Annotated in this window: 20 protein-coding genes and 1 pseudogene; 9 read left to right on the top strand and 12 right to left on the bottom strand. The window is 66.1% G+C overall.

Annotated elements, in window-relative coordinates:
* Window positions 1–325: 325 nt before the first annotated feature.
* Window positions 326–877, bottom strand: coding sequence for a DUF6630 family protein (locus DYQ94_RS19100; protein ID WP_126966597.1), 552 nt, complete (start codon window positions 875–877; stop codon window positions 326–328).
* A gap of 163 nt (window positions 878–1,040) precedes the next feature.
* Between DYQ94_RS19100 and DYQ94_RS19095 the strand changes: the two genes are divergently transcribed.
* Complete coding sequence (locus tag DYQ94_RS19095; RefSeq protein ID WP_046344507.1) at window positions 1,041–1,307, top strand: DUF3297 family protein; 267 nt, start codon at window positions 1,041–1,043, stop codon at window positions 1,305–1,307.
* Between the two features lie 389 nt (window positions 1,308–1,696).
* On the opposite strand, the gene DYQ94_RS19090 is transcribed toward DYQ94_RS19095, so the two are convergent.
* The 4 genes from DYQ94_RS19090 to DYQ94_RS19075 all read right to left on the bottom strand — a co-directional run bounded on the left by DYQ94_RS19090 (window position 1,697) and on the right by DYQ94_RS19075 (window position 6,235).
* Entirely contained in the window at window positions 1,697–2,458 is a 762-nt protein-coding gene (locus DYQ94_RS19090) for an ABC transporter permease (protein ID WP_054593061.1), read from the bottom strand.
* Complete coding sequence (locus DYQ94_RS19085) at window positions 2,455–3,399, bottom strand: ABC transporter ATP-binding protein (protein WP_054593062.1); 945 nt, start codon at window positions 3,397–3,399, stop codon at window positions 2,455–2,457. Before DYQ94_RS19085 ends, DYQ94_RS19090 begins: the two co-directional genes overlap by 4 nt.
* Before the next feature lie 278 nt (window positions 3,400–3,677).
* Window positions 3,678–5,315 carry a Na+/H+ antiporter gene (locus tag DYQ94_RS19080; protein WP_016900897.1) on the bottom strand — a complete coding sequence of 546 codons (1,638 nt, stop codon included), beginning with the start codon at window positions 5,313–5,315 and terminating at the stop codon, window positions 3,678–3,680.
* A 278-nt stretch (window positions 5,316–5,593) separates the two neighbouring features.
* The gene (locus DYQ94_RS19075; RefSeq protein WP_237475003.1) at window positions 5,594–6,235 is read right to left on the bottom strand and encodes a hypothetical protein; all 642 of its coding nucleotides are present in this window, start codon (window positions 6,233–6,235) and stop codon (window positions 5,594–5,596) included.
* Between the two features lie 346 nt (window positions 6,236–6,581).
* Between DYQ94_RS19075 and DYQ94_RS19070 the strand changes: the two genes are divergently transcribed.
* Together DYQ94_RS19070 and DYQ94_RS19065 are read left to right on the top strand one after the other, a co-directional pair.
* The gene (locus DYQ94_RS19070; RefSeq protein ID WP_160955153.1) at window positions 6,582–6,776 is read left to right on the top strand and encodes a hypothetical protein; all 195 of its coding nucleotides are present in this window, start codon (window positions 6,582–6,584) and stop codon (window positions 6,774–6,776) included.
* A gap of 81 nt (window positions 6,777–6,857) precedes the next feature.
* Window positions 6,858–7,415 (top strand): fasciclin domain-containing protein, encoded by a 558-nt coding sequence (locus tag DYQ94_RS19065; protein WP_016900899.1) that lies wholly within the window; start codon window positions 6,858–6,860, stop codon window positions 7,413–7,415.
* 472 nt (window positions 7,416–7,887) lie between these two features.
* Here the strand turns inward: DYQ94_RS19065 and DYQ94_RS19060 are convergent, their stop codons facing one another.
* From DYQ94_RS19060 to DYQ94_RS19045, 4 genes are all read right to left on the bottom strand, one after another.
* Window positions 7,888–9,327, bottom strand: a complete 1,440-nt coding sequence (locus DYQ94_RS19060; protein ID WP_160955163.1) for a UdgX family uracil-DNA binding protein — start codon at window positions 9,325–9,327, stop codon at window positions 7,888–7,890.
* A gap of 219 nt (window positions 9,328–9,546) precedes the next feature.
* Window positions 9,547–10,791 carry a putative DNA modification/repair radical SAM protein gene (locus tag DYQ94_RS19055; RefSeq protein WP_016900902.1) on the bottom strand — a complete coding sequence of 415 codons (1,245 nt, stop codon included), beginning with the start codon at window positions 10,789–10,791 and terminating at the stop codon, window positions 9,547–9,549.
* A 353-nt stretch (window positions 10,792–11,144) separates the two neighbouring features.
* Window positions 11,145–11,975: a dioxygenase family protein gene (locus DYQ94_RS19050; protein WP_160955154.1), complete on the bottom strand. Its 831-nt coding sequence runs from the start codon at window positions 11,973–11,975 to the stop codon at window positions 11,145–11,147.
* Between the two features lie 31 nt (window positions 11,976–12,006).
* Window positions 12,007–12,417, bottom strand: coding sequence for a DoxX family protein (locus DYQ94_RS19045; protein WP_160955155.1), 411 nt, complete (start codon window positions 12,415–12,417; stop codon window positions 12,007–12,009).
* 105 nt (window positions 12,418–12,522) lie between these two features.
* Between DYQ94_RS19045 and DYQ94_RS19040 the strand changes: the two genes are divergently transcribed.
* The 5 genes from DYQ94_RS19040 (at window position 12,523) to DYQ94_RS19020 (ending at window position 18,387) form a co-directional block, all read left to right on the top strand.
* Complete coding sequence (locus DYQ94_RS19040; RefSeq protein WP_160955156.1) at window positions 12,523–13,416, top strand: LysR family transcriptional regulator; 894 nt, start codon at window positions 12,523–12,525, stop codon at window positions 13,414–13,416.
* A gap of 95 nt (window positions 13,417–13,511) precedes the next feature.
* Window positions 13,512–14,081 (top strand): flavodoxin family protein, encoded by a 570-nt coding sequence (locus DYQ94_RS19035; protein ID WP_039518741.1) that lies wholly within the window; start codon window positions 13,512–13,514, stop codon window positions 14,079–14,081.
* Window positions 14,082–14,358: 277 nt separating this feature from the next.
* The gene (locus DYQ94_RS19030) at window positions 14,359–15,354 is read left to right on the top strand and encodes an aldo/keto reductase (protein WP_024940767.1); all 996 of its coding nucleotides are present in this window, start codon (window positions 14,359–14,361) and stop codon (window positions 15,352–15,354) included.
* Between the two features lie 117 nt (window positions 15,355–15,471).
* The gene (locus DYQ94_RS19025) at window positions 15,472–16,167 is read left to right on the top strand and encodes a glycosyltransferase (protein ID WP_126966592.1); all 696 of its coding nucleotides are present in this window, start codon (window positions 15,472–15,474) and stop codon (window positions 16,165–16,167) included.
* Between the two features lie 150 nt (window positions 16,168–16,317).
* Window positions 16,318–18,387, top strand: a complete 2,070-nt coding sequence (locus tag DYQ94_RS19020) for a M13 family metallopeptidase (protein WP_160955164.1) — start codon at window positions 16,318–16,320, stop codon at window positions 18,385–18,387.
* A gap of 49 nt (window positions 18,388–18,436) precedes the next feature.
* On the opposite strand, the gene DYQ94_RS19015 is transcribed toward DYQ94_RS19020, so the two are convergent.
* Entirely contained in the window at window positions 18,437–19,363 is a 927-nt protein-coding gene (locus DYQ94_RS19015; protein ID WP_160955157.1) for an oxygenase MpaB family protein, read from the bottom strand.
* A 446-nt stretch (window positions 19,364–19,809) separates the two neighbouring features.
* Between DYQ94_RS19015 and DYQ94_RS19010 the strand changes: the two are divergent.
* A pseudogene (locus DYQ94_RS19010) lies at window positions 19,810–20,531 on the top strand (hypothetical protein).
* Between the two features lie 248 nt (window positions 20,532–20,779).
* Here the strand turns inward: DYQ94_RS19010 and DYQ94_RS19005 are convergent.
* Window positions 20,780–22,375, bottom strand: a complete 1,596-nt coding sequence (locus DYQ94_RS19005; protein WP_024940772.1) for an APC family permease — start codon at window positions 22,373–22,375, stop codon at window positions 20,780–20,782.
* Window positions 22,376–22,534: 159 nt separating this feature from the next.
* On the bottom strand, window positions 22,535–22,906 hold the full coding sequence (locus DYQ94_RS19000) for a hypothetical protein (protein ID WP_065032928.1): 372 nt from the start codon (window positions 22,904–22,906) through the stop codon (window positions 22,535–22,537).
* Window positions 22,907–22,929 lie beyond the last annotated feature (23 nt).

Here is a 22,929-nt window from a genome sequence, read left to right as displayed (position 1 = left end):
CCTGGTAAAGAGGCCTGCAACTTCACGACCGGCGGCATCCCTCTGCACATGACGGCACGCCGTTGTAGGAGCGCGCCCGAGCGCGAGGAGCCGTCCCGGTAACGCCCGTCGCGCGCAGGCACGCTCCTACGTGGCAATCGCTGGGCCGTGGACCATGCCTGCGCGGCAGACCTTAGTGGCCACCAGGCGCTTGGCATGCTGCTGCGGCAGCACGCACCACCGCGGCTCGACACACCCACACCCACACATCGTTCCTGCGAATCCCGAATCCGGAATCCGGAATCCCGATTACTCCAATCCCGATTCCCCCAATCCCGGCCCCGCCTCAGAACGCCTCATTCCCCAGCCGCACTTCCACCCCCAACAGCGAGGTCAGCGCCAGCATGGCGTCGTCGTCGCGGCTGAGCGCGATCCAGCCGGCATAGGCGTCGCCACCGGTGTTCCAGTTCCACAGCGAGTAGCCGTGCTCGCGCAGACGATCGAAGGCCACCGCCATCAGGTCGGGCACACTCAGATCGCTGGAAAACTCCTCGTCATCCAGGTCGCCGCCCCAGTCGATGCGCAGGTTCCAGCGCGCGCTGAGTTCGTCGATGGCGGCAATGAACGCGTCGGTGTCCTTCCAGTCCACGAAAAAGCCCGAGCGCCAGTCGATCGCATCCTTCAAGGCCCACAACCAGGCATCGTCGCCCTCGTCGTCGTCCAGGTCGGCCTGCGCCTCGCGCCAGGTATCGAACTGGGCCATGGCGGTGTCTTCGTCGCCGGGATTGATCAACACCAGCAGATTCCACACCCGCGCCGGGTGGTCGTCGACATCGTCTTCGTCGCCTTCGGGCTGCAGGCCTTCGTCGTCTTCGTAATCGGCGCTGTTATCGGGCATGGCGGTCTGGTTCCAGGAGTACAGGCGTGAAGTGTGAGGCCTGGCGGGGCGCAAGCAAACCGCCCGGCGCGTGCGCAGGCAGCGCCGGGGCTGATCTTCGCGGCGCGGGCCCGTATCCTGTGCGGCCGAAGACGGCCATCCCGGCCGCCATGACGCCTTTCCCATGAGCGATACCCCTCCCGATCATCTGGCCATCGATGCACGCAGCCCGTTCCACAATGCCGATGCGCTCGGCCGCGGCGTCGGCGTGCGCTTCAACGGTGTCGAACGCGACAACGTGGAGGAGTATTCGGTCAGCGAAGGCTGGATCAAGGTGCAGGTCGGCAAGGCCCGCGACCGTCGCGGCAACCCGATGACCATGAAGATCAAGGGTGAGGTGGTGGCCTACTTCCTGGACACCAAGAGCGACGCCAAGCCTGCTGCCGAATAAGAGCGGCTGACACCACCACGTCACGCCGGGCTACTGCAGGCCGGCTGCCCTGCGCCGTGGCTGCAGGGCCCTGGCCCGCCCACCTCGCGGGGCACGCTGCAAGTACGTCCTTGTCAGCGCTGGCGACTGCGAGAGGGCGAGGACCATCGGAGGTGGTCGTTTCGTTGCGCAGAGCTTTCAATAAAGCAGCCGGCAAACTCTCTGGCGTGGCGCCCTCGCCGATTGCGAGACCGTGGGACGGCATGGATGCGGCTACCGAGTCCCCAGGGCCGGGTTCACGGCGCGTCCCGCGAGCCGCGAGGGCGCTGCGCACTCCCCCAGTCAACGTTGACCCGGACTGCCGACGGCATCCACCAGGGTGCGGCCGACCAAACCACTGCCGTCACCACTCACGCCTTGAGCCGGTAACCGCTGCGGAAGATTGCCGCCACCACGCCCAGGCACACCAGCAGGAACAGGAAAGTCATGCCGGTGCTCACCGCGATGTGCACGTCGGCCTTGCCGTAGAAACTCCAGCGGAACCCGCTGATCAGGTACACCACCGGATTGAACAGGGTGACCTTCTGCCATAGCGGCGGCAGCATGTTGATCGAGTAGAAACTGCCGCCCAGGAAGGTCAGCGGCGTCACCACCATCAGCGGGATCACCTGCAGTTTTTCGAAGCCGTCGGCCCAGATGCCGATGATGAAACCGAACAGGCTGAAGGTCAGCGCGGTGAGCACCAGAAAGCCCAGCATCCACAGCGGATGCGCGATCTCGTAAGGCACGAACAGCCGCGCGGTGAGCAGGATCAGCAAGCCCAGCAACACCGACTTGGTGGCCGCCGCGCCCACATAGCCGATCACGATCTCCCACCAGGCCACCGGCGCCGACAGCACCTCGTAGATGGTGCCGGCCCAGCGCGGCATGTAGATGCCGAACGAGGCGTTGGAAATGCTCTCGTTGAGCAGGGACAGCATCACCAGCCCGGGAATGATGAAGGCCCCGTAGCTGACGCCGTCGATGTCGCCCATGCGCGAGCCGATCGCCGCGCCGAACACCACGAAATACAGCGAGGTCGACAACACCGGCGAGGCGATCGACTGGGTCAGCGTGCGGAAGGCGCGCGCCATTTCAAAGCGATAGATCGCCGCGATCGCATGCCGGTTCATGCGCGCACCTCCACGTTGCGGGCGCCATGCACCAGGTTGACGAAGATCTCCTCCAGCGAACTCTCGCTGGAATGCAGGTCCTTGAAGTCGATGCCCTGCTCGTTGAGCCGCCGCAGCAACGCACCGATACCGGTCTGCTCGGCCTGGGTGTCGAAGGTGTAGACCAGGCTGTTGCCGTCGGCCGACAGCTCCAGCGGCAGATCGGCCAGCGCGGCCGGGATGGCCTGCAGCGGCGCCTGCAGGCTCAGCGTGAGCTGCTTCTTGCCGAGCTTGCGCATCAGCGTGTGCTTGTCTTCCACCAGCACCAGCTCGCCGCGATTGATCACCCCGACCCGGTCGGCCATGTCTTCGGCTTCCTCGATGTAATGGGTGGTCAGGATCACCGTGGTGCCCTGCTCGCGCAGCCTGCGCACCATCTGCCACATGTCGTGACGCAGCTCCACGTCCACGCCTGCGGTGGGTTCGTCCAGAAACAGGATGCGCGGCTCGTGCGCCAGCGCCTTGGCGATCAGCACGCGCCGCTTCATGCCGCCCGACAGCGTGGAAATCTTGTTGTGGCGCTTGTCCCACAGCGAGAGCTCGCGCAGCACCGTTTCCAGATACGCCGCATTGGCCGGCTTGCCGAACAGCCCGCGACTGAAGCGCACGGTGGCCCACACGGTTTCGAACGCGTCGGTGGCCAGCTCCTGCGGCACTAGGCCGATGCTGGCACGCGCGGCGCGGTAGTCGCGCACGATGTCGTGGCCATCGGCCAGCACGGTGCCGGTGCTGGGGTTGATCAGCCCGCAGATGATGCTGATCAGCGTGGTCTTGCCGGCGCCATTGGGACCGAGCAGCGCGAAGATCTCGCCGCGCCGGATCTGAAGGTCCACCTGCTTGAGCGCCTGAAAACCGCCAGCGTAGGTCTTGCTCAATCCCTGGATGGAAACGATTGGAGTCATGTCTTCTGCACTGGAGCGATCAGCCGCACAGGGTAGGCCGTGCGCCATGAAGATGGGAGAAGTGCGGATGGAATGGTGTCTTCCGGCGCGCGCCGGGAAGCTTCAGCGAACTGGACCGCGCACGCCTGCTGCGTCCGTTAGTCGGCGCATCTCCGTAGGAGCGCGCCTGAGCGCGATGGGGCTTTCCCGCCAACGCCCCATCGCGCCCAGGTGCGCTCCTACCCGAACACGGCAACCGCTGTGGCTCCTGCGATTCCCCACTCCCGATTCCCTCGCGCTCACGCGCGCTTGCGCGACTCGATCAGGTCCAGATTGCGCACCAGCCGGCGCGACAGGTCGTCGGAAATCTCGCGGCGCCTGGCCAGCTTGAACAGCTCGTTGCGCTCGGCCACCAGCGCGGCATGGCGGAACTGGCGCAGCGCCTGTTCGTAGGCGCCGGCCTCTTCCGGATCGGTCTCGGCCATGTCCACCGCGCCGAGCTTGCGTTGATAGCGCTGGCTGACCTGGTTGGCGGCGGCGTTGTAGCGCTCGGCATGCTTGCTGCCGTCCACCAGCCGCTGACGCAGTTTTTCCACCGCTTCCAGCGCCGCCTGCGAGGCCGCCTTCACCGCCAGGTCTTCCTTGAGCTGCTCGTCTTCCTCCTCGGGCAATTCCAGCCCGCGCAGCAGCCGCGGCAAGGCCACGCTGGCCACCAGCAGCGACACCAGGATCACCGAGGCGGCCAGGAAGATCGCCAACTGGCGGGCCGGAAACGGCGAGCCGTCTTCCAGCATCAACGGCAGCGTGAGCACGCCGGCCAGGGTGATCGCACCGCGCACGCCGGCCAGCGAGACCGCCACCACGATGCGCCACGGCGGGCTGACATGCTGCTCGCCGCGCCACTGCGCCTTGAAGATGTTCCAGCGCAGCGACAGGAACACCCACACGAAGCGCAACGCCATCAGGCTGGCGCTGATGGTGGCCACGTACACCGCCAGCCACCACGGATTGAGGTGCCCGGCCTCCTGCACGCTGCGCACCGCCCCGTCCAGGATGCCCGGCAACTGTTCGCCCAGCAGCACGAAGATGATGCCGTTGAAGGTGAACTGCACCGTGTCCCACACCGCCGAGCGCTGCAGCCGCATATTGCCCGGCGCGTTGCCGGCCATCTCCACGTAACTCATGGTGACGCCGGCGGCTACTGCGGCCAGGATGCCGGAGGCATGGAAGGCTTCGGCCAGCAAATAGGCCGCGAACGGGGTCAGCAGATTGACCAGGATCGCCGAACCCGGCTCCTCGCCGAAGTGGCGCCAGATCCAGGCCTGGATGCGGCTCAGGCCAAACGTGGTGGCCACGCCCAGCGCCAAGCCGGCCAATGCCACCCACAGGAAGGTCAGCGAAGCGGTGGCGAGCGAGAAGCTGCCGGTCAGTACCGCGGCCACCGCGAACTGGAAGCACACCAGCCCGGAGGCATCGTTGAGCAGGGACTCGCCTTCCAGGATGTGCATCAGGCGCTTCGGGATCGACACCTTGGAGGCGATCGAGGACACCGCCACCGGATCGGTCGGCGAGATGATCGCCGCCAGCGCGAAGGCCACTGCCAGCGGCATCGCCGGGATTAGCCAATGGATCAGCAGGCCCGCACCGATCACGGTGAACACCACCAGACCCAACGCCAGCTCGAGGATGGCCGCCTTGTCGCGGAACAGGCCTTGTTTGGGAATGCGCCAGCCATCCAGGAACAGCAGCGGAGGCAGGAACAATAGGAAGAACAGCTCAGGTTCCAGCTCGTGCCCGGCATCGAACACACCCGAAACCACCGCGCCAAGCGCAATCTGGACCAACGGCAGGGGCAACGAGAACGGCAGGATGCGGATCAGATAACCGCTGGCCGCGACCGCCAGCAACATGGCGAGGACGACATCGATCGAATGCATGGAAAACCCGGAAGAAGAAACGGTGCGCGCGTGCGGCATCGCATAGTGCAACGCACCATCACGCGCCTACGGAAACATACCGGTTTGCATCCGGCGATGAAACCTTTGCGCCACCTCGCCCGGCTTGCCGTCCGTTGCGGCAGATCTGCCATCGGGGCGCGTCGATGCCACACCGTTGCGATTCGCATCGGCCCCGGCGCCGCTGGATACGCCAGCGAATGGACGCGCGCGCCCTGTTGCGGGAGTGCCCTGCCAGGCAGCTCACCGACAGACTGCAATCAGCTGTGGCGAACGCGCCTGTTCGCATGCGGGGACGATTGCCGCGTGGTCTTGACCGGGACGATGAAGGTCGCTTGCTGCAGTTGCAGCCTGGAGTCGTAGTGACTCACCACCACCTTGACTGCCTTGGGCTTTTTCCGGAAGGCATACGGCCACTGCGCGCCGACCATCTGCTGGCCGATCTTCTGGCCGTTGGCGTCTTCCACGAGTTTGAGGTGCACCGGGTAATTGCCTGCGCCGCCATTGTCCGCATCGTTGGCATCGACCACATCGATATGGGCTTTCGAAAACGCCAGCGTCGAGGGCCCGCCATCCTTGTCGTTGGCGCTGTCATCGAACCCGATGTTCCTGTAGCTGTAACTCACCAGCAGCACCTGCGTGGGCCGCCAGGACCCACCGCCATCGTCATGGATGTTCACCTTGGCCGGGCGAACGGCATCGATAGTGAACTGCCACTCGCCCGGAACAATCCATTGCTGCCCTGGCCCGTAGGCTTCACCGGACGGAGCAACGGACTTTGCCGGCGTTGGCGTCGAAGCCGGTGCTGCGGCCCAGGCCTGCACGGTGCCGCACACCATCACGCTTGCAGCCAGACATGCTGCCAGTGCCAGCCGCGTGCATTGGGTTTTTTTCTGCGTCATCTAGCTACAACCTTTCTGCGTGATTCGGTGAATTGCGTTGGCCGCAAATGCGGAGCCAGCCTGCAAGGTTCAGCGTCATTATCTGCACTCCACGCTAGCTGAGATAAGTGCAGCCGGTGGCGCGAGGTTACATGACACAAGCAGCAGATCACCGACGACATCATGCTGCAGCCGTGGTTATTTAGTCCGGCTTCACCCACGAACTTATGTAGCAAAAACCACCTGATATTCACGCACTCGATAATCAGGTTGCAGGACTAAAGATAATCTTGCCTAACTTCTTCGCGCTTGCTGGTAACTGTCGTCAGCAACGCATTGAACCTTGCCTGCACTGGCTGCGCATCGCATGGACGGCGGCAAGTCGATCGCGTCCTGTCTGCAATGGCACCTCGACCTGCATCGCTTCGGTTTCGACCACCGGCACATGCCTGGGTTGCTGCTGCCGCCCGAGCCCAGCGAGCGCAACAGGCTGTGTCGACGTCTGCGTTATGACGATCTCGAGCAACGCGGTGCCAGGTACGCCCGTGTAAAAACCGCGTGATGCATCCGCGCTGCATCTACCCGCGTATCCAGCACTACGATTGCCATCCAGGCAGTCGCTTACCCAAAGGATCGATGCCTCATGAAGACCTCATTCCAGTCGCTTGCCATTGCCACCGCCATTGCCCTGACCAGCGCCATGGCCCCCGCTTACGCCGCATCGAACCCGACCGTGGGCGGTGCGCCGATGCTGGTGACCAAGGACATCGTCGACAACGCCGTCAACTCCAAGGACCACACCACCCTGGTCGCCGCGGTCAAGGCCGCCGGCCTGGTCGACACGCTGAAGGGGCCGGGCCCGTTCACCGTGTTTGCCCCAACCAACGCCGCATTCGCCGCCCTGCCGGCCGGCACGGTGGAAACGTTGCTCAAGCCCGAATCCAAGCCCACGCTGACCAAGGTGCTGACCTATCACGTGGTACCGGGCAAGGTCGACGCCGCATCGCTGATCGCCAAGATCAAGGCCGGCGGCGGTAGCGCCTCGCTGACCACCGTGCAGGGCGAGGCGTTGACCGCAAAGCTCAACGGCAAGAAGGTCACCATCACCGATGCCAAGGGCAACACCGCCAACGTCACCATTGCCGATGTCATGCAGAGCAATGGCGTGATCCACGTGGTCGACAAGGTGTTGATGCCGTAACGGCAGCTCGCTGCCTGACGCAGGCAGTCGCAGGCGCGTGACCTGCATCGGCGGAACGCAGCCAGGTTCCGTCGATGGGTCGACGACGAACTGCGCACGCCAGCAACGTTCTGAGCAGCTGCATTGCCGCAAGCACTCGGGTAGGCGTGGACGCTGCGCTCGACACCGGCAGGTACGGGTGGTACATGCCGATGTCGAACACCGCGCCTGCCTGACCAACATGCAGCAGTCGTGTCGGCAGCTGCCTCAAGTGATTGGTTGCACTGGCGTTGCACGGCAACGCCAGTGCATCAGCTGCACATGACTTAGGTGTAGACACTGCTGAATCGTTGTATCCGCGCATGCCTGGAAACAAGCTCCAGGCAGCGCCACCACACCGCAAAGCGGCGGTGAGGGAGCCACTGGCTCGCCAGTGGTTCCACTTGGTGTCTCGTTCTCCGACACCGTGCGCGTGCATTTGCACGCGCATTTTTTATGTCTTCGCCATGTGCTCTGCAGCAACCGGTGCATCCAGCAACTGGCGCAAGTCCTCGACAAACCCGCGGTAGCCTTCCTCGCGCGCGGCCTCCGAGCCCTGCCGCAATACCCAGGAGGGATGCACGGTGGTCAGCACCGGCGTGCCGTCGTCCAGCCGCTGCCACTGGCCGCGCTGCTGCATCAAGCGAAAGCTGCTTCCCAACACCGCCTGTGCCGCGGTCGCGCCCAGGCAGACGATCTGCGCCGGACGCAGCTGCGCGCGTTCGGCATGCAACCAGCCGCTGCAGGCCTGCACATGCGACCGTTCCGGGTTGCGATGCAGCCGCCGCTTGCCGCGTTGCTCGAAGCGGAAATGCTTGACCGCATTGGTCACGTAGACCGTGGCGCGGTCGATGCCGATTTCGCCCAGCGCCATGTTGAACAAACGCCCGGCCGGCCCGACGAACGGACGCCCGCTCAGATCCTCTTCGTCGCCGGGCTGCTCGCCGATCACCATCACCGACGCATTGCTCGGCCCTTCGCCGAACACCGTCTGCGTTGCCGGTTGCCACAACGCACAGCGCCGGCAATCGCGCGCGGCCACGCGCAACTGCGCCAGGCTTTGCGTGGCCACTTCCGGGACCGGCGCCGGCGCCGCCGGTACTCGCCGCCGCACCGGCTCGGGCGCACGCTCGGCCATCTCGCGCACGCGCACCCCGGCCTCGCGGATCAGCTCCGGCAACAGGCTCGCCTCGGGCAGGTTCTTCCAGTATTTCTGCGGCATTTCCTGCCGCATCATGGTCGGATTGAGACGCGCCGGATTGAAGATATGCGCGTAATAGGTACGCCAGAGCGTCTCCTGCGCATCGTCGGCCGGCACCTGGGTGCGCACGGCGCCTTCGCCGAACGTCAACGCCTCGCCGTCCCAGCGCACGCTGCGATACGGGGTGAGGATCGCCCAGCGCATGCCGGCGAAGCGGCGCGCGAAAAACGGCGCCACCCGATCCACGATCCAATGTTCGGGCTCGAACCACGCCACGAAGTCTTCCTCTTCCACCGGCAAACGCCGAAAGCGCACGAACGCCTTCATCTTGTGCGTATCGCGCTGCACCGCTTTTTGCCACTGCGTCACCCGATGCACATCGACATCGGTGGCCCGCTCCAGCAGCGCGCGCTCGCCGCAGGCCACCCGCCACAACAGCCGGTACAGCACCGCATAGCGCTGCGGATCGCGGTGACACAACACCGCTCCGGCCATCTGCAGGAACTCCGCCGAGACCCGCGGCGCCGCAGCCACGGCCGGCAAATCCAGCAGCCCCTGCCCCATCAACAAGCCGCCCTGCGCTCCGCCATTCCACGCGATGGAGTCGGGCTCCACCTGCGCGCACCACCCCGCCCGCGCCAGCGCACGCCATGCTTCAAGGCTCCAGCCCGGCTCGACGTCAGCGTTGAACATCGCGGTGGTCAGCATGGAGAGGTGGGATTGGGGATTGGGAATTGGGGATTCGCAAAGCGTCGCGTTCCTGTGTCAGCACTGGCGTTCGGTGGCCTTTGCGCTTTCGGCGGTCTTTGCACTTGATGCCATCCTTCTCCGCCTTTCGGGCAGCTTGCCCGGCAACACGGCAGACGCCAGCGGACGCGGCGGTGCGCCGGATGCCGGCGGCCAGCTGCGGGTTCAATCGAACAGACTCGCCTGCCGGGGTGCCGGTGCCAGTTGCGCGCGCAAGCGCACCGGGTCGTCCAGGCGCTGGCGCGGATGATGGTCCAGCACGCTCACAAACGGCAGCAGCTTCTTCATCGGCACCCGCAACCGCGCCAGGTCGCCCACCCGCAAGCGCGCATGCCGGCGCGACAACAACAGGCGCTCCACATTGCGCGTGCCCAGGCCCGGCACCCGCAGCAGCATCTCGCGCGGCGCCGCGTTCAGATCCACCGGAAACCGCTCCGGATTGCGCAGCGCCCAGGCCAGCTTCGGATCCACGTCCAGATCGAGCATGCCGCTGGACTGCGCCGGTGCGATCTCCTCCACGCTGAACTCGTAGAAGCGCAGCAACCAGTCGGCCTGATACAGCCGGTGCTCGCGCTGCAACGGCGGTGCCTGCAGCGGTAATTTGGACGAGGCATCCGGGATTGGGCTGAAAGCCGAGTAATACACCCGGCGCATCCGGTAATTGCCGTAGAGATTGTGGCTGGTGTCCAGGATGCTGCGATCGTTGGCATCGTCGGCGCCGACGATCATCTGCGTGCTCTGCCCGGCCGGTGCAAAGCGCGGCGGCTTGGCGCGGCGCAGCTTTTCGGCCTTGCGCTCCAGCTGGTTTTCTTCGATGCGCCAACGCAGTTCGCCCATTGCCGAGCGGATGCCGCCGACGCTTTTTTCCGGCGCCAGCAGCGTCAACCCCTGCTCGGTCGGCAGCTCCACATTGATGCTCAGGCGGTCGGCGTAGCGGCCGGCGGCGGCCAGCAATTCCGGCGTCGCATCGGGGATGGTCTTGAGGTGGATGTAGCCGGCGAAGTGATGCACCTCGCGCAGCTGCCGCGCCACTTCCACCAGCTGCTCCATCGTGTAATCGGAGTTGCGGATGATGCCGCTGGACAGGAACAGGCCTTCGATGTAATTGCGTTTGTAGAAGTCCAGCGTCAGCGTGACCACTTCTTCCGGCGTGAAGCGCGCACGGCGCACGTTGCTGGACACGCGGTTGACGCAATACGCGCAATCGAACACGCAGAAATTGGTGAGCAGGATCTTCAACAGCGACACGCAGCGGCCGTCGGGCGTGTACGAGTGGCAGATGCCCATGCCCTCGGTGCTGCCGATCCCGCCGGTGCCGAGCGAATTGCGCTTGTTCGCGCCACTGGAGGCGCAGGACGCGTCGTATTTGGCCGCATCGGCCAGCACTGCGAGTTTGTCGAGGATTTTCACGCAAGCAGCATGTCGTGAAGGCGTCTCAGCCTATGAGACTGCACCGCACTTCATCGTGAATGCTTCAGAGCGCTGCGCTGCCGGCTCTCGTCGGCAGCATGCCTTGTCGCTGCGCCGCCGGCTCTTGCGGGCAGCATGCCTGGTCGCTACGGCCAGTGTGCCGTAGGTACCAAGCCGTATCGCCATGGATCTTGCCTGGTGTAGCCACCGCCCCACAGCGGTTTGCAGCGGCAGCAACTGGCCACATGCCATGGCTTGCAGGCGGCTGGGTAGTGCCTCGGGATTGCGGGGCCGGCATGCCGCCTGCACCGTCGATGACAGCGACGGTGCAGGCGTGCTGCGCCCGCCAGGGCTCAGGCGGCGGCCGGGCCCGCAAGCGCGCGATCATTACCGGGATCGCCGTCGAACCGGTAGATATCCATCGCCAGAAACCCCGCGTCGATGCCGGCATCGATGCGCTGTGCGCCGAGCCGGTCGGCGCCGGCGGCGCCCATCGCCACGTACAGCGGCAACAGGTGCTCGTCGGTGGGATGCGCCCGTGCCGCATGCGGTGCCTGCCGGCGATAGCCCAGCAACGCGGCGATGTCGTCCTCCACCAGTTTGCGCTCGGTCCACTCGATGAAGGGCCGCACATACGGCGCCTCGCGCTCGGCACTGTAGCCATGGCGGAAGTCGTGCAGGTTATGGGTGATGCTGCCCGAGCCGATCACCAGCACCCCGTCCTCGCGCAGCGGCGCCAGCGCGCGGCCAACCGCAAACTGGTGCGCCGGGCCCAGCTCGGGCTGGATCGACACCGACACCACCGGGATGTCGGCGGCCGGATACAGCAGGCGCAGCGGCACCCACACGCCATGATCGAAGCCGCGCTGTGGATCCAGGTGCGGATGCAGGCCAGCCTGTTCCAGCCGGCGCAGGATCTGCTGCGCCAGCGCCGGCTCGCCGGGCGCGGGATATTCCAGCTCGTACAGCGGCGCCGGAAAGCCGCCGAAGTCATGGATGGTGGGCGGCCGCGCCGCGCCGCTGACCAGCGGGCGACGGCCCAGCCAGTGCGCGGATGCAACGACGATCGCGCGCGGCCGCGGCAAGGTCTGTGCGAGCTCGGCCAGGCGCTCGCCGACCTGCCCTGGCTGCAGCGCAGTCATCGGCGATCCGTGCGAGATGTACAGGGAAGGCAAACGGGTCATGGCGTACTCCTCGGAAGAACGACAGGCAGCCTCAACGCTCCGGCTTCAGCGCCCACGCGCCTTCGCCGAGCAGGGCTTGCACGATCAGCAACACCGCCCACAGCGCCGGGTATTCCCAGCCGCCGCCCGGATTGGAGAAACCGAAGCCGTTGCCGCCGTGCACGCTGACGATGGTGCCCAGCAGCAGCGGCACGCCCAGCAACCCGACCCAGCGCGCATAGATGCCCAGCAGCAGGGACAGGCCCAGACCCAGTTCCAGCGCAATGGTGAGATAGGCCAGCGCGCCCGGCAGGCCCAGCGAGTGGAAATAGGCCACGGTGCCGGCCGGGGTGAACACCAGCAACTTGGTCAGGCCGTGGGCCAGGAACAGCGCGCCCAGGCTGATGCGCAACAAGCCGGCGCCATAGGCAGCGGTACGCGGGGAAGCAAGCGAGGTGGACATGGGACGGACTCCGGTGAGGACCTGCACAGCCTATTGCTTACAAATTTCTGATAAATAGTTTTATTTCGGATAATTTATTGCGATCAAAGCAACAATCGGACACCCATGGATACCCTCGATGCGATGCGCGTGTTCGCGGCAGTGGCCGAACGCAGCGGCTTCAGTGCGGCCGCCGATGCGCTGGACCGCTCCACCGCCAGCGTGACCCGGCAGGTCGCCGCGCTCGAGCAACGGCTGGGCACCCGCCTGCTCAACCGCACCACCCGGCGGGTCAGCCTGACCAGCGCCGGCACCGCGTATTACCAGCGCTGTCTGCAACTGCTGGCCGACCTGGACGATCTGGAGGCCACGGTCGGCGCGCAGGCGCTCGAGCCGGCCGGGGTGCTGCGCGTCAATGCGCCGGTGAGCTATGGCATCGAGCGCCTGGCCGCGCTGCTGCCGGGCTTTTGCGCGCGCTACCCGCAGGTGGAACTGGACCTGTCGCTGTCGGACCGGCTGGTGGACATGGTCGAAGAAGGCTTCGATGTCGCCATCCGCATCACCCGGCAGCCGGCGCCGACGCTGATCGCCCGGCGCCTGGGCACGGTCCGCTTGGTGCCCTGCGCGGCGCCGGCCTACCTGGCCCGTGCCGGCACCCCGATGCATCCGTCCGACCTGGCCGGTCACGACTGCCTGCTGTACCACTACTCGCCCAACGGCGACGAAGTGCGCTTCCATGGACCCGATGGCGATAGCGATGTGCGCATCCACGGCAGCCTGCGCGCCAACAACGGGCATGTGCTGAGCGCGGCGGCGGTGGCCGGCCTGGGCATCGCGATGCAGCCGGACTTCCTGGCCGACGAGCATCTGGCCGCCGGCCGGCTGGTGCGCATCCTTCCGCAGTACGCACTGGGGGAGATCGGCATCTTTGCCGTCTATACCAGCCGCAGCCACCTGGCTCCGAAGGTGCGCAGCTTCATCGACTACCTGGTCGACAACATGGGCGATCCCGGGCGCTGATGAGCCCGGCAACAGTACGTCCCGTCGATGGTCATTAACCTGACACGGCATGTGTGGTCACAATCGGGCCCCCACCCGGATCAACAGGATTGCGCATGAGCAAGATCGCCATCATCTACTTCAGCGGCTACGGCCACACCGTCAAACTGGCCGAAGCCGTGCATGCCGGCGCCGCCAGCGTCGGCGAGGCCACGCTGTACCGCATCGATCAGGACGGCAACCTCCCCGACGACGCCTGGGAGGCGATCGGTGCAGCCGACGCCATCATCTACGGCAGCCCCACCTACATGGGCGGGCCGGCGTGGCAGTTCAAGAAGTTTGCCGACGCCAGCTCCAAGCCGTGGTTTGCGCAGGCCTGGAAGGACAAGATCGCCGCCGGCTTCACCAACTCGGCCTCGGTGAACGGCGACAAGTACGCCACCATCCAGTATTTCTGGACGCTGTCGCAGCAGCACGGCCAGGTCTGGGTGGGTACCGGCCTGCTGCCGTCCAACACCAAGGCGCACGGTCCGCAGGACATCAACTGGACCGCCGGCTCGGCAGGCGCGCTGGCGATCTCGCCCTCCGATGCCTCGCCGGAAGAAGCGCCGCGCAGCGGCGATCTGGAAACCGCCAAGCTGCTCGGCAAGCGCGTGGCCGAATTCGCCGGCAAGCTCAAGGGCTGAAGCGGCCAGTGGTAGCGCCTACGTAAGAACACCCGTGCATGGCGGTGGGCCCTGGCCTGCCGGCATGCGCGGGTTTTGCGTGGAGTCGCGTCGAGCGCCCGGATTTTTTGCGCTGTGCTGCCGACTGCTTGGCTGTGCGCCGTTTGCCCGTGCGCCCAGCGGACGCCACTGCAGCCCGCCAGCCGCCCACAGCGCCTTCATCGCACGGGCAACACCGTGCTAACGCGCGCCGCCGCATCCTCCCCTGACTTGTTCGCCGCACGGAGTTCCCTCCACCATGCAAACCCGCACGCTTGGCCGTTCCGGCCCCACCGTCTCTGCGCTCGGCCTCGGCTGTATGGGCATGAGCGCGTTCTACGGCGATCGCAGCGACGAGGCCGGCTCGATCGCAGTGATCCATCGCGCCCTCGACCACGGCGTCAGCCTGCTCGACACCGCAGACATGTACGGCCCGCACACCAATGAAATCCTGGTCGGCAAGGCCATTGCCGCGCGCCGGCACGAGGTGTTTCTGGCCACGAAGTTCGGCATCAAGCTCGACCCCAACGACCCGTCGGTGCGCGGCATCGACGGCAGCCCGGACTATGTGCAGGCGGCCTGCGAAGCCAGCCTGCGCCGCCTGGGCGTGGAGCACATCGACTTGTACTACCAGCACCGCGTGGACCCCAACGTGCCGATCGAAGACACCGTCGGTGCAATGTCGCGTCTGGTGGAACAGGGCAAGGTGCGCTTCCTGGGGCTGTCGGAGGCCGCTGCAGCCACCATCCGCCGTGCGCATGCGGTGCATCCCATCACCGCGGTGCAGACCGAATACTCGCTGTGGTCGCGCGAGCCCGAGGACAACGGCGTCTTTGCCACCGTGCGCGAGCTCGGGATCGGCTTCGTTCCGTATTCGCCGCTGGGCCGCGGGTTCCTGACCGGCGCATTCGCCTCGCCGGACGACTTCGAGGCCGACGATTACCGTCGCCATTCGCCGCGTTTCCAGGGCGAGAACTTCACCCGCAACCTGCAACTGGTGGAACAGGTCAAGGCGATCGCCGCCGACAAGGGCATCACGCCGGGTCAGCTGGCGCTGGCCTGGGTGCTGGCGCAGGGCCAGGACCTGGTGCCGATCCCGGGCACCAAGCGTCTGGCCTACCTGGAAGAAAACCTCGGCGCGCTCGATGTGGCGCTGATGCCGGACGAACTCGCACGCATCGATGCGATCTTCCCGCTGCAGGCCGCATCCGGTACGCGGTATCCGGAAGCGATGATGGGCGCGCTCAGCCGCTAAGCGTGCTCACGTGAGTGCACGCAGTCGCAGCTGTGCGGCGATTGCATGCGCTCACGCCATCGCACCGGTATGGCTCGCACACTTGGCATCACCACCGTCCGAGTGACACGCCCTGCCATGCTGTCTTTCGTAATCCCCGCCCATGACGAGGCCGCACTGATCGGCCAGACGCTGCAATGCCTGCACGCCTGTGCGCAGGCCATGCAGCTGGACTACGAGGTCATCGTGGTGGCCGATGCCTGCGAGGACGACACCGCCGCCATCGCGCGCGCGGCCGGTGCGCAGGTGCTGGAGGTGCAACTGCGCCATATCGCCGCCACCCGCAATGCCGGCGTGCAGCAGGCGCAGGGCGATCGCCTGCTGTTTCTGGACGCCGATACGCTGATCAATCCGCAGGTGGTCGGCGCGGCGCTGGCGGCGCTGGATGCCGGCGCGGTCGGCGGTGGCGCGCAGGTACATCTGCAGGGCAGGCGCGCATGGTTCGAACGCATGGCGCAGGCGACGTTCGGCTGGCTGTTCCGTCTCAGCGGCATTGCCCCGGGCTGCTTCCTGTTCTGCACGCGCGCGGCATTCGTCAGCGCCGGCGGCTTCGATACGCGTTACTACGCCGGCGAAGACGTGGCATTGAGCCGCGCGCTGGCACGCTGCGGGCGGTTCGTGATCCTGCGCCAGACCGTGCACACCTCCGACCGCAAGCTGCGCAGCTTTTCCAAGCGCGAGCACCTGAGCCTGCTGCTGCGCTTTCTATGGCGCGGGCGCGGCATGCTGCAGACCCGCGATGCGCTGGGTTTCTGGTACCAGCGCCGGCGCTGAACCGCGCGTGTCCGCAGGCTGCCATGCCGGCTGCGCGCTGCCATCGCGTCGGGACGTGGCGACGGCGGCAATTTACACTGGTATGTCTGTTTTTCGTTTCCGAGTTGCACTCGCATGGCTCTTCTGCACCGCCCTGTCCTGATCGCTGCGCTGTCGGCTGCCCTGCTGAGCACCGCCGCGTGCCACCGGGATGGCACTTCACCGGCAACGACGGCGCACGCCAAGCCCGCGCCCACCACGCCCAAGCTGGGCGATTTCGGTTTCGATGCGGCAGGCATGGACCGCAGCGTGGCACCAGGCGACGACTTCTTCAGCTACGCCAGCGGCAACTGGGGCAGGACCACCCAGATCCCGGACGACCGCTCCAGCTTCAACAGCTTCGTCAGCATCGCGATCGAGACCGAGCAGCACAGCCGCGACATCATCGAGGGCGCCGCCGCCAACGACCGTGTCACCGGCGAAGACAAGCAGATTGGCGATTACTACGCGGCCTACATGGACGAAGCCGGGATCGAGGCCAAGGGCGTGCGCCCGGTGCAGCCGGAACTGGACGCGATTGCGCAGCTGGATGACAAGCAGGCGCTGGCGCGCACCCTGGGCGGCCAGCTGCGCGCCGATGTGGATCTGCTCAACTCCACCAACTTCCACACCGACCGGCTGTTCGGTCTGTGGATCTCGCAGGATCTGCATCACCCGGGCCGCTACGTGCCGTATCTGGTGCAGGGCGGCCTGGGCATGCCGGACCGCAGCTTCTATCTGGACGACGGGCGCATGACGCAGATGCGCGACGCCTACCGCGCGCACATCGTCAAGCTGCTGGAACTGGCCGGCATCGACGACGCGGCGGCCAGGGCCGAGCGGATCCTGGCCCTGGAAACCGCGATGGCGCGCGTGCACGCCACCGCCGAACAGACCAACAACGTGCAGGCCGGCGCCAACCCCTGGAAACAGGCCGATTTTGCGCGTAACGCGCCCGGCCTGGACTGGGCGCCGTTCTTCGAAGCGGCCGGCCTGAAGGCGCAGCAGGACTTCATCGTCTGGCAGCCCGGCGCGGTGACCGGGTTGTCGGCGCTGGTGCGCTCCGAGTCGCTGCAGACCTGGAAGGATTACCTGAGCTTTCGCGCCCTGGACCGCGCCTCGCCGTATCTGTCCAAGGCCTTCGCCGATGAGCGCTTTGCGTTCTACGGCACCACGCTGGAAGGCACACCGCAACAACGGCAGCGCTGGAAGCGCGGCATCGACGCCACCAACGCGGCCCTGGGCGAAGCGGTGGGCGAGCGCTATGTGCAGAAGTACGTCAGCGCCCAGACCAAGACGCGTGCCGAGGAGATGGTCAGGAACATCGTCACCGCCTTCGGCAAACGCATCGATGCGCTGGAGTGGATGAGCCCGCAGACCAAGCAGCATGCCAAGGCCAAGATTTCCGGGCTGACGGTGGCGGTGGGCTATCCAGACACCTGGCGCGACTACAGCGCGCTGGATGTGCGCCGCGACGACGCGCTGGGCAATGTGCAGCGCGCCGAGCTGTTCGAGTACCGGCGCAATCTGGCCAAGCTGGGCAAGGCCGTGGATCACCGCGAGTGGTACATGCTGCCGCAGGAGGTCAACGCGCTGAACGTGCCACTGGAAAACCGCCTGCTGTTTCCGGCCGCGATCCTGCAACCACCGTTCTTCGATCCGGCCGCAGACGATGCGGTGAACTACGGCGCCATCGGCGCGGTGATCGGCCACGAGATCAGCCACAGCTTCGACAACATGGGCGCGCAGTTCGACGAACATGGCGAACTGCACAACTGGTGGACGCCGCAGGACCTGAAAAAATTCGAGGCCGCCGGCAATGCGCTCGCCGCGCAGTTCAGTGCGTACAAGCCGTTCGACGACCTGAGCGTCAACGGCAAGCTGACGCTGGGCGAGAACATCGCCGACGTCGCCGGCCTGGCCACTGCCTACGACGCCTATCAGCTGTCGCTGCAGGGCAAGCAGCCGCAGACCATCGACGGTTTCAGCCCGGACCAGCGCTTCTTCCTGGGCTTTGCCCAGGCCTGGCGCGGCAAGTACCGCGACGCGGCGCTACGCAATGCCGTGCTCACCGACGTGCACGCACCCGGACGCTTCCGCGCGCAGACCGTGCGCAATCTCGATGCCTGGTATCCGGCGTTCAATGTGCAGCAGGGCGAGCAGTTGTACCTGCCGCCCGAGCAGCGGGTGCGGATCTGGTAGCCAGCCCCGCGTCACACCACCGCCCTGCACACCAGGCAAGCACACGCACTCACTGCTCGCCGGGCCACTCCAGCAACATCGTCTGCGGCAGCTGCATGCGGCGGCAGGCGCGTGCGGACAGCCCGTCGCGTAGCGCGGTGCGGAACAAGGGCGACAGGCTGCGCAACAGCCGCGCCGACGCATGTGCCTGTGCGCGCTGCGTGGTGGTGCGGCCGAGCATGTCGCTGGCCCAGCCCGGCAACAGGGCGGTACCGGCACCGAGAAACACCCCGCGCGACAGACCGGCCGCCGGCACCGGCAACTGGATGCTGGTGAGGATGTCGAGCACCTCGCGCGAGCGCGTGTCCATGCGCAACTGCCCGCGCACGGTGGCGAAATACGCATCAACCTGCGCTTCGCTGGCGGGCACATCGGCGGCGCCCAGCGCTTCGGCGACGCGGCGCGCTTCGTCGTAGTAACGATCGGCGATGTGCGCCGGCACGTCGCGGCAATAACGTCGGCAGCCCTGCAGAAAACCGTAGGCTTCGGTGACGTGCACCCAGGTCAGCAACTGTGGGTCGTTGGCGTCGTACGGCACGCCGTCGGCAGTGTGGCCGTGGATATGCGAATGGATGCTGCGCACGCGGGCGATCAGTTGCTCGGCCTCGGCACGCGGTGCATAGGTGGTGCCGGCGACGAAATTGGTGGTACGCCGCAGCCGCCCGATCAGATCGGCGCGGAAGTTGGAATGGTCGTAGACCCCGGCCAGCGCGCGTGGATGCAGCAGTTGCAGCATCAATGCGCACAGTCCGCCGGACAACATGCCGGGAAATTCGGAATGCACGCGCCAGGTGACGCTGTCGGGCCCGAAGATGCCGGGATCCCCGAGTGGCTGGTCGTAGTCGATGGTGCTCTGGCCACGCGGAAACGCGCCCAGCACCCAGCGATGGATCTGCCTGGCGGCGGGAGCAGTGAGGGTACGCAGGACGGCTGACATGCGCGCAAGGATACCTAGCCGGTTGCAAGACCGCGTCGTGGTGCTGAGGGGCTGGGATTGGGGATCTGGGATTTGGGATTGGTGAAAGGCGGCGCTGTGTGCGCTGCTTGTAACGATGCGCGCCGATCGTCTCGACGGGTGCTTGCCTGCCTGTCGCTGGACCTTGCGCGGCATGCGTGCTTGCGCGGCGCTCACGCGATCTGTACGCCGGGCTGGGTCGCGCCGGTCGCAACCGCCACGGAGGCAATCACGCAGGCGCGAGTGTGCAGTGCAGCAAGAATCGCGGCGCACCGCAGCTGCAATCGCGCGGCAAACGCTGCAAAGCCCCTGAATACCGCGATTTGTGCGCCGGTACGCAGGATTGGCTGGCCTTCGGCGCGCAGCAGGCATTGCCAAGCACGGCGAAAGTGCTAGAACTAGGGCCGTCCGTGTACCGGCCAGCATCACTGCCAGCCGCTGCCCGGTCGCTCCAGGGCACCGGCGCGTTGCCGGGTGCAGCAAGTCGTTCGTACCAGCCATCCGTCAGGAGCTTGTCATGATCGCTTTGTTCCAGGGTTTGGGCCTGCTATTGCAGGACAACGCACTCCACCGGCTCTCCTTCGACGAGCAGGTCGCGCACTGGCGCGAAAAGACCGACGAACAGCTCGACCAGGAGCTCAATCTGCTCAAGGTGGCCAAGAAGCAGTGGGTGATCGCCTCGATCATCGGCTGGCAGGCGATCTCGCTGGTGCTGCTGGGCGTGATCACCCACCAGCTCTGGCAGAACGACTACCACCTCACCTTCAGCCGCGTGGTGATCATCTTTACTTCGTGGGCGTCGATCCTGTTCGTCATGTGGTACATCGCCGATCTGTTCGACCACAGCGCCGGTTTCGAACGCTGGCTGCGCGCCTTCAACAGCCGTGCGCGGGTCACCCCGGATGCCGATTCGGTCGAATGCGTGGCCGATGCGCTGGACATGACCCGCCGCTACCCGGAAGTGCTGCGCTACAAGCAGGAGGTCAGTTCCAAGCGCGAGCTGCGCCACGAGGACATCGTCAACATGCGCGAGATGGGGCGGCTGCGTCGCTACACCGAACTGTTGCGCGATCTGGACCGCTTCGATGGTGCGCCGCGGCTGGTGACCAATACCGCTCCCCACAGCGCGGCGGCGGGGACGCTGGCGTAGCGGTGTGGCGATGGATGCGGTGGTTGCCGCAAGGCATCGGCAATGCCGCGCGCCTGACGAAACGTTCTGATTGATCTGCCCGACGTCCGATCGCAACACGGCGTGCGCTGCCAGGCGGCGCCAGTCGCTGCACTCCATCGCGTGCGCGACGACCAACAAAAAAACGGCCGGTGCAGTGCACCGGCCGTTTCTGTCTGCGGCGTCCGGAGACAGACGCCTTGTTTCAGCAGCAATCAGCGATCAGGCGCTCACGCCTGCGCGACGGCCTTCTCCACCGACGGGGTGCGCCAGCCGCTGCGCACGCCCCAGATGTAGAACACCGCGCCGACTGCAGCCACTACCGCAAGATCGGTGCCGTAGCTGAGATAGCCATGGCCGCCGAAGTCGCTGCTGCCGGCCCAGGACAGCAGCGCGATCGTCGGCAGGTAGCAGATCATCCAGGCCGCGCCCTTGAGGTTGCGCCCAAGATCCGGCCAGCCCTGCTTGGCCTGGTAGTAGCAGTACACCGGCAGCGCCACGACCATCAGCAGGATGATCTCGCCGGTCAGCGGCCAGCGCGCCCAGTACAGCAGCTCGGTCGCCATCACGAAGGCCACGCCGGCCAGCACCGGCAGCGCGGCGATGCGCAGCGGGCGATGCAGCTCCGGGGCATGACGACGCAGCGCCATCGCGCTGATCGGGCCGGTGAGGTAGGAAATGATGGTCGCCACCGAGATCACCGCCGCCAGCGTGCCCCAGCCGCGGAAGAAGAACAGGAACACGAACGACACCGCCAGGTTGAAGAACATCGCCATGCGCGGCACGCCCCAGACCGGGTGCAGCTTGCCCAGCACCGACGGCATGGTGCCGTTCTTTTCCATGCCGTAGACCATGCGCGCGGTGGTGGCGGTATAGGTGATGCCGGTGCCGCTGGGGCTGACGAACGCATCGATGTACAGCAGCATCGCCAGCCAATGCAGGTTGACGATGATAGCCAGCTCGGCGAACGGCGAGCGGAAATCGATGCCGTGCCAGCCGGCCTTGGCCAGCAGGTCCGGCGGCACCGCGCCGATATAGGCCACCTGCAGGATCACGTAGACCACCGTGGCCAGCGCGATCGAGCCCAGCACCGCGAACGGAATGCTGCGGCCCGGGTTGCGCGCTTCACCGGCCAGGTTCACCGGGCTCTGGAAGCCGTTGAAGCTGAAGACGATGCCGGCGGTAGCCACCGCGGTGAGCACCGCGGCCAGGTCGATCACGTGCGCGTCGCCGTGGATGCCGACGCTGAAGTTCTCGCTGTGGAAGCCGCTGGCGATCAGGGCCACGCCGGTCGCCGCCGGCACCACCAGCTTGAACACGGTGATCAGGGTATTGGAGCGCGCGAACAGCTTGACGCTCCAGAAATTGAGGAAGAAATACACCAGCACCAGCACCGCCGAGATCAGCAGGCCGGGCACCGACAACTCCCCCGCCCCGCCGGGTGCCTGCACATACAGGCCCTGCGCCCAGGCCCATGGCCAGGACGCCATGTACTGCACCGAGGCCTCGGCCTCGACCGGGATCACCGACACGATCGCGATCCAGTTGGCCCAGCCGGCGATGAAGCCCACCAGCGAGCCGTGCGAGTAATGGCTGTAGCGCACCATGCCGCCGGACTCGGGGAACATCGCGCCCAGTTCCGCGTAGGACAGCGCGATGGTGGTGATGATCGCCGCACCCAGAATCCAGGCCCAGATCGCACCGGGGCCGGCCAGGCCGGCAGCGCGCCAGGCACCGAACAGCCAGCCGGAACCGATGATCGAGCCCAGGCCGGTGAGCATGAGGGCGAAGGGGCCAACGTCGCGGCGTAGCGATTGTTCGGACATGAGAAGCCTGGCAGTGAGGACGCCGTGAACCGGCAACAAGCCGGCAATCATCGCAGAAGCGGCCGCTGATCGTCAGTGCGTATTCAGGCTTGCGTCCGGTTGCATGGCTTGCGACATAGCCGAAAGGGCTTTCGGCCAAGCCAGGCCGGCAACGCCCGCTCAGCCATGGCAGTCGGCGCTGGGCGCGCTGGTATCCACACAGGTGTGCGCCTGACGCGGAATGCCACGCAGTTCGCGCACCTGCCCGGGTGTCAGCGCAAAGCTGTCCAGCGTCCTGCGTGCGCAGGCCGGTGTACCCGTCGTGTTGCTTGCGGCAGGCGCGGCGCAGTGTTCCTCGTACACCAGGTAATGGCAGCGACCGCTGCTGCTGGCCAGGCAGTGCACATTGAGGTCGGTGGCGGTGGCCAGGGTCTTGCTGAAGATCACGTCCTGGCCATTGCTGGTAGCGCGGGTGATGGAGGTGGTGCCGTTGCGGTCGTGGCAACCGGCCAAGGCAAGCAGGCAATACACGAGGGAGGCGATCAGGCGCATATCAGCAATCCTTTCAGTCGATG

The organism is Xanthomonas sp. LMG 8993 (assembly GCF_009835065.2).
GTDB lineage: Bacteria > Pseudomonadota > Gammaproteobacteria > Xanthomonadales > Xanthomonadaceae > Xanthomonas > Xanthomonas arboricola.
The sequence above is the reverse complement of the archived record's forward strand: the minus strand, read 5'-3'. Positions and strand labels throughout refer to the sequence as shown.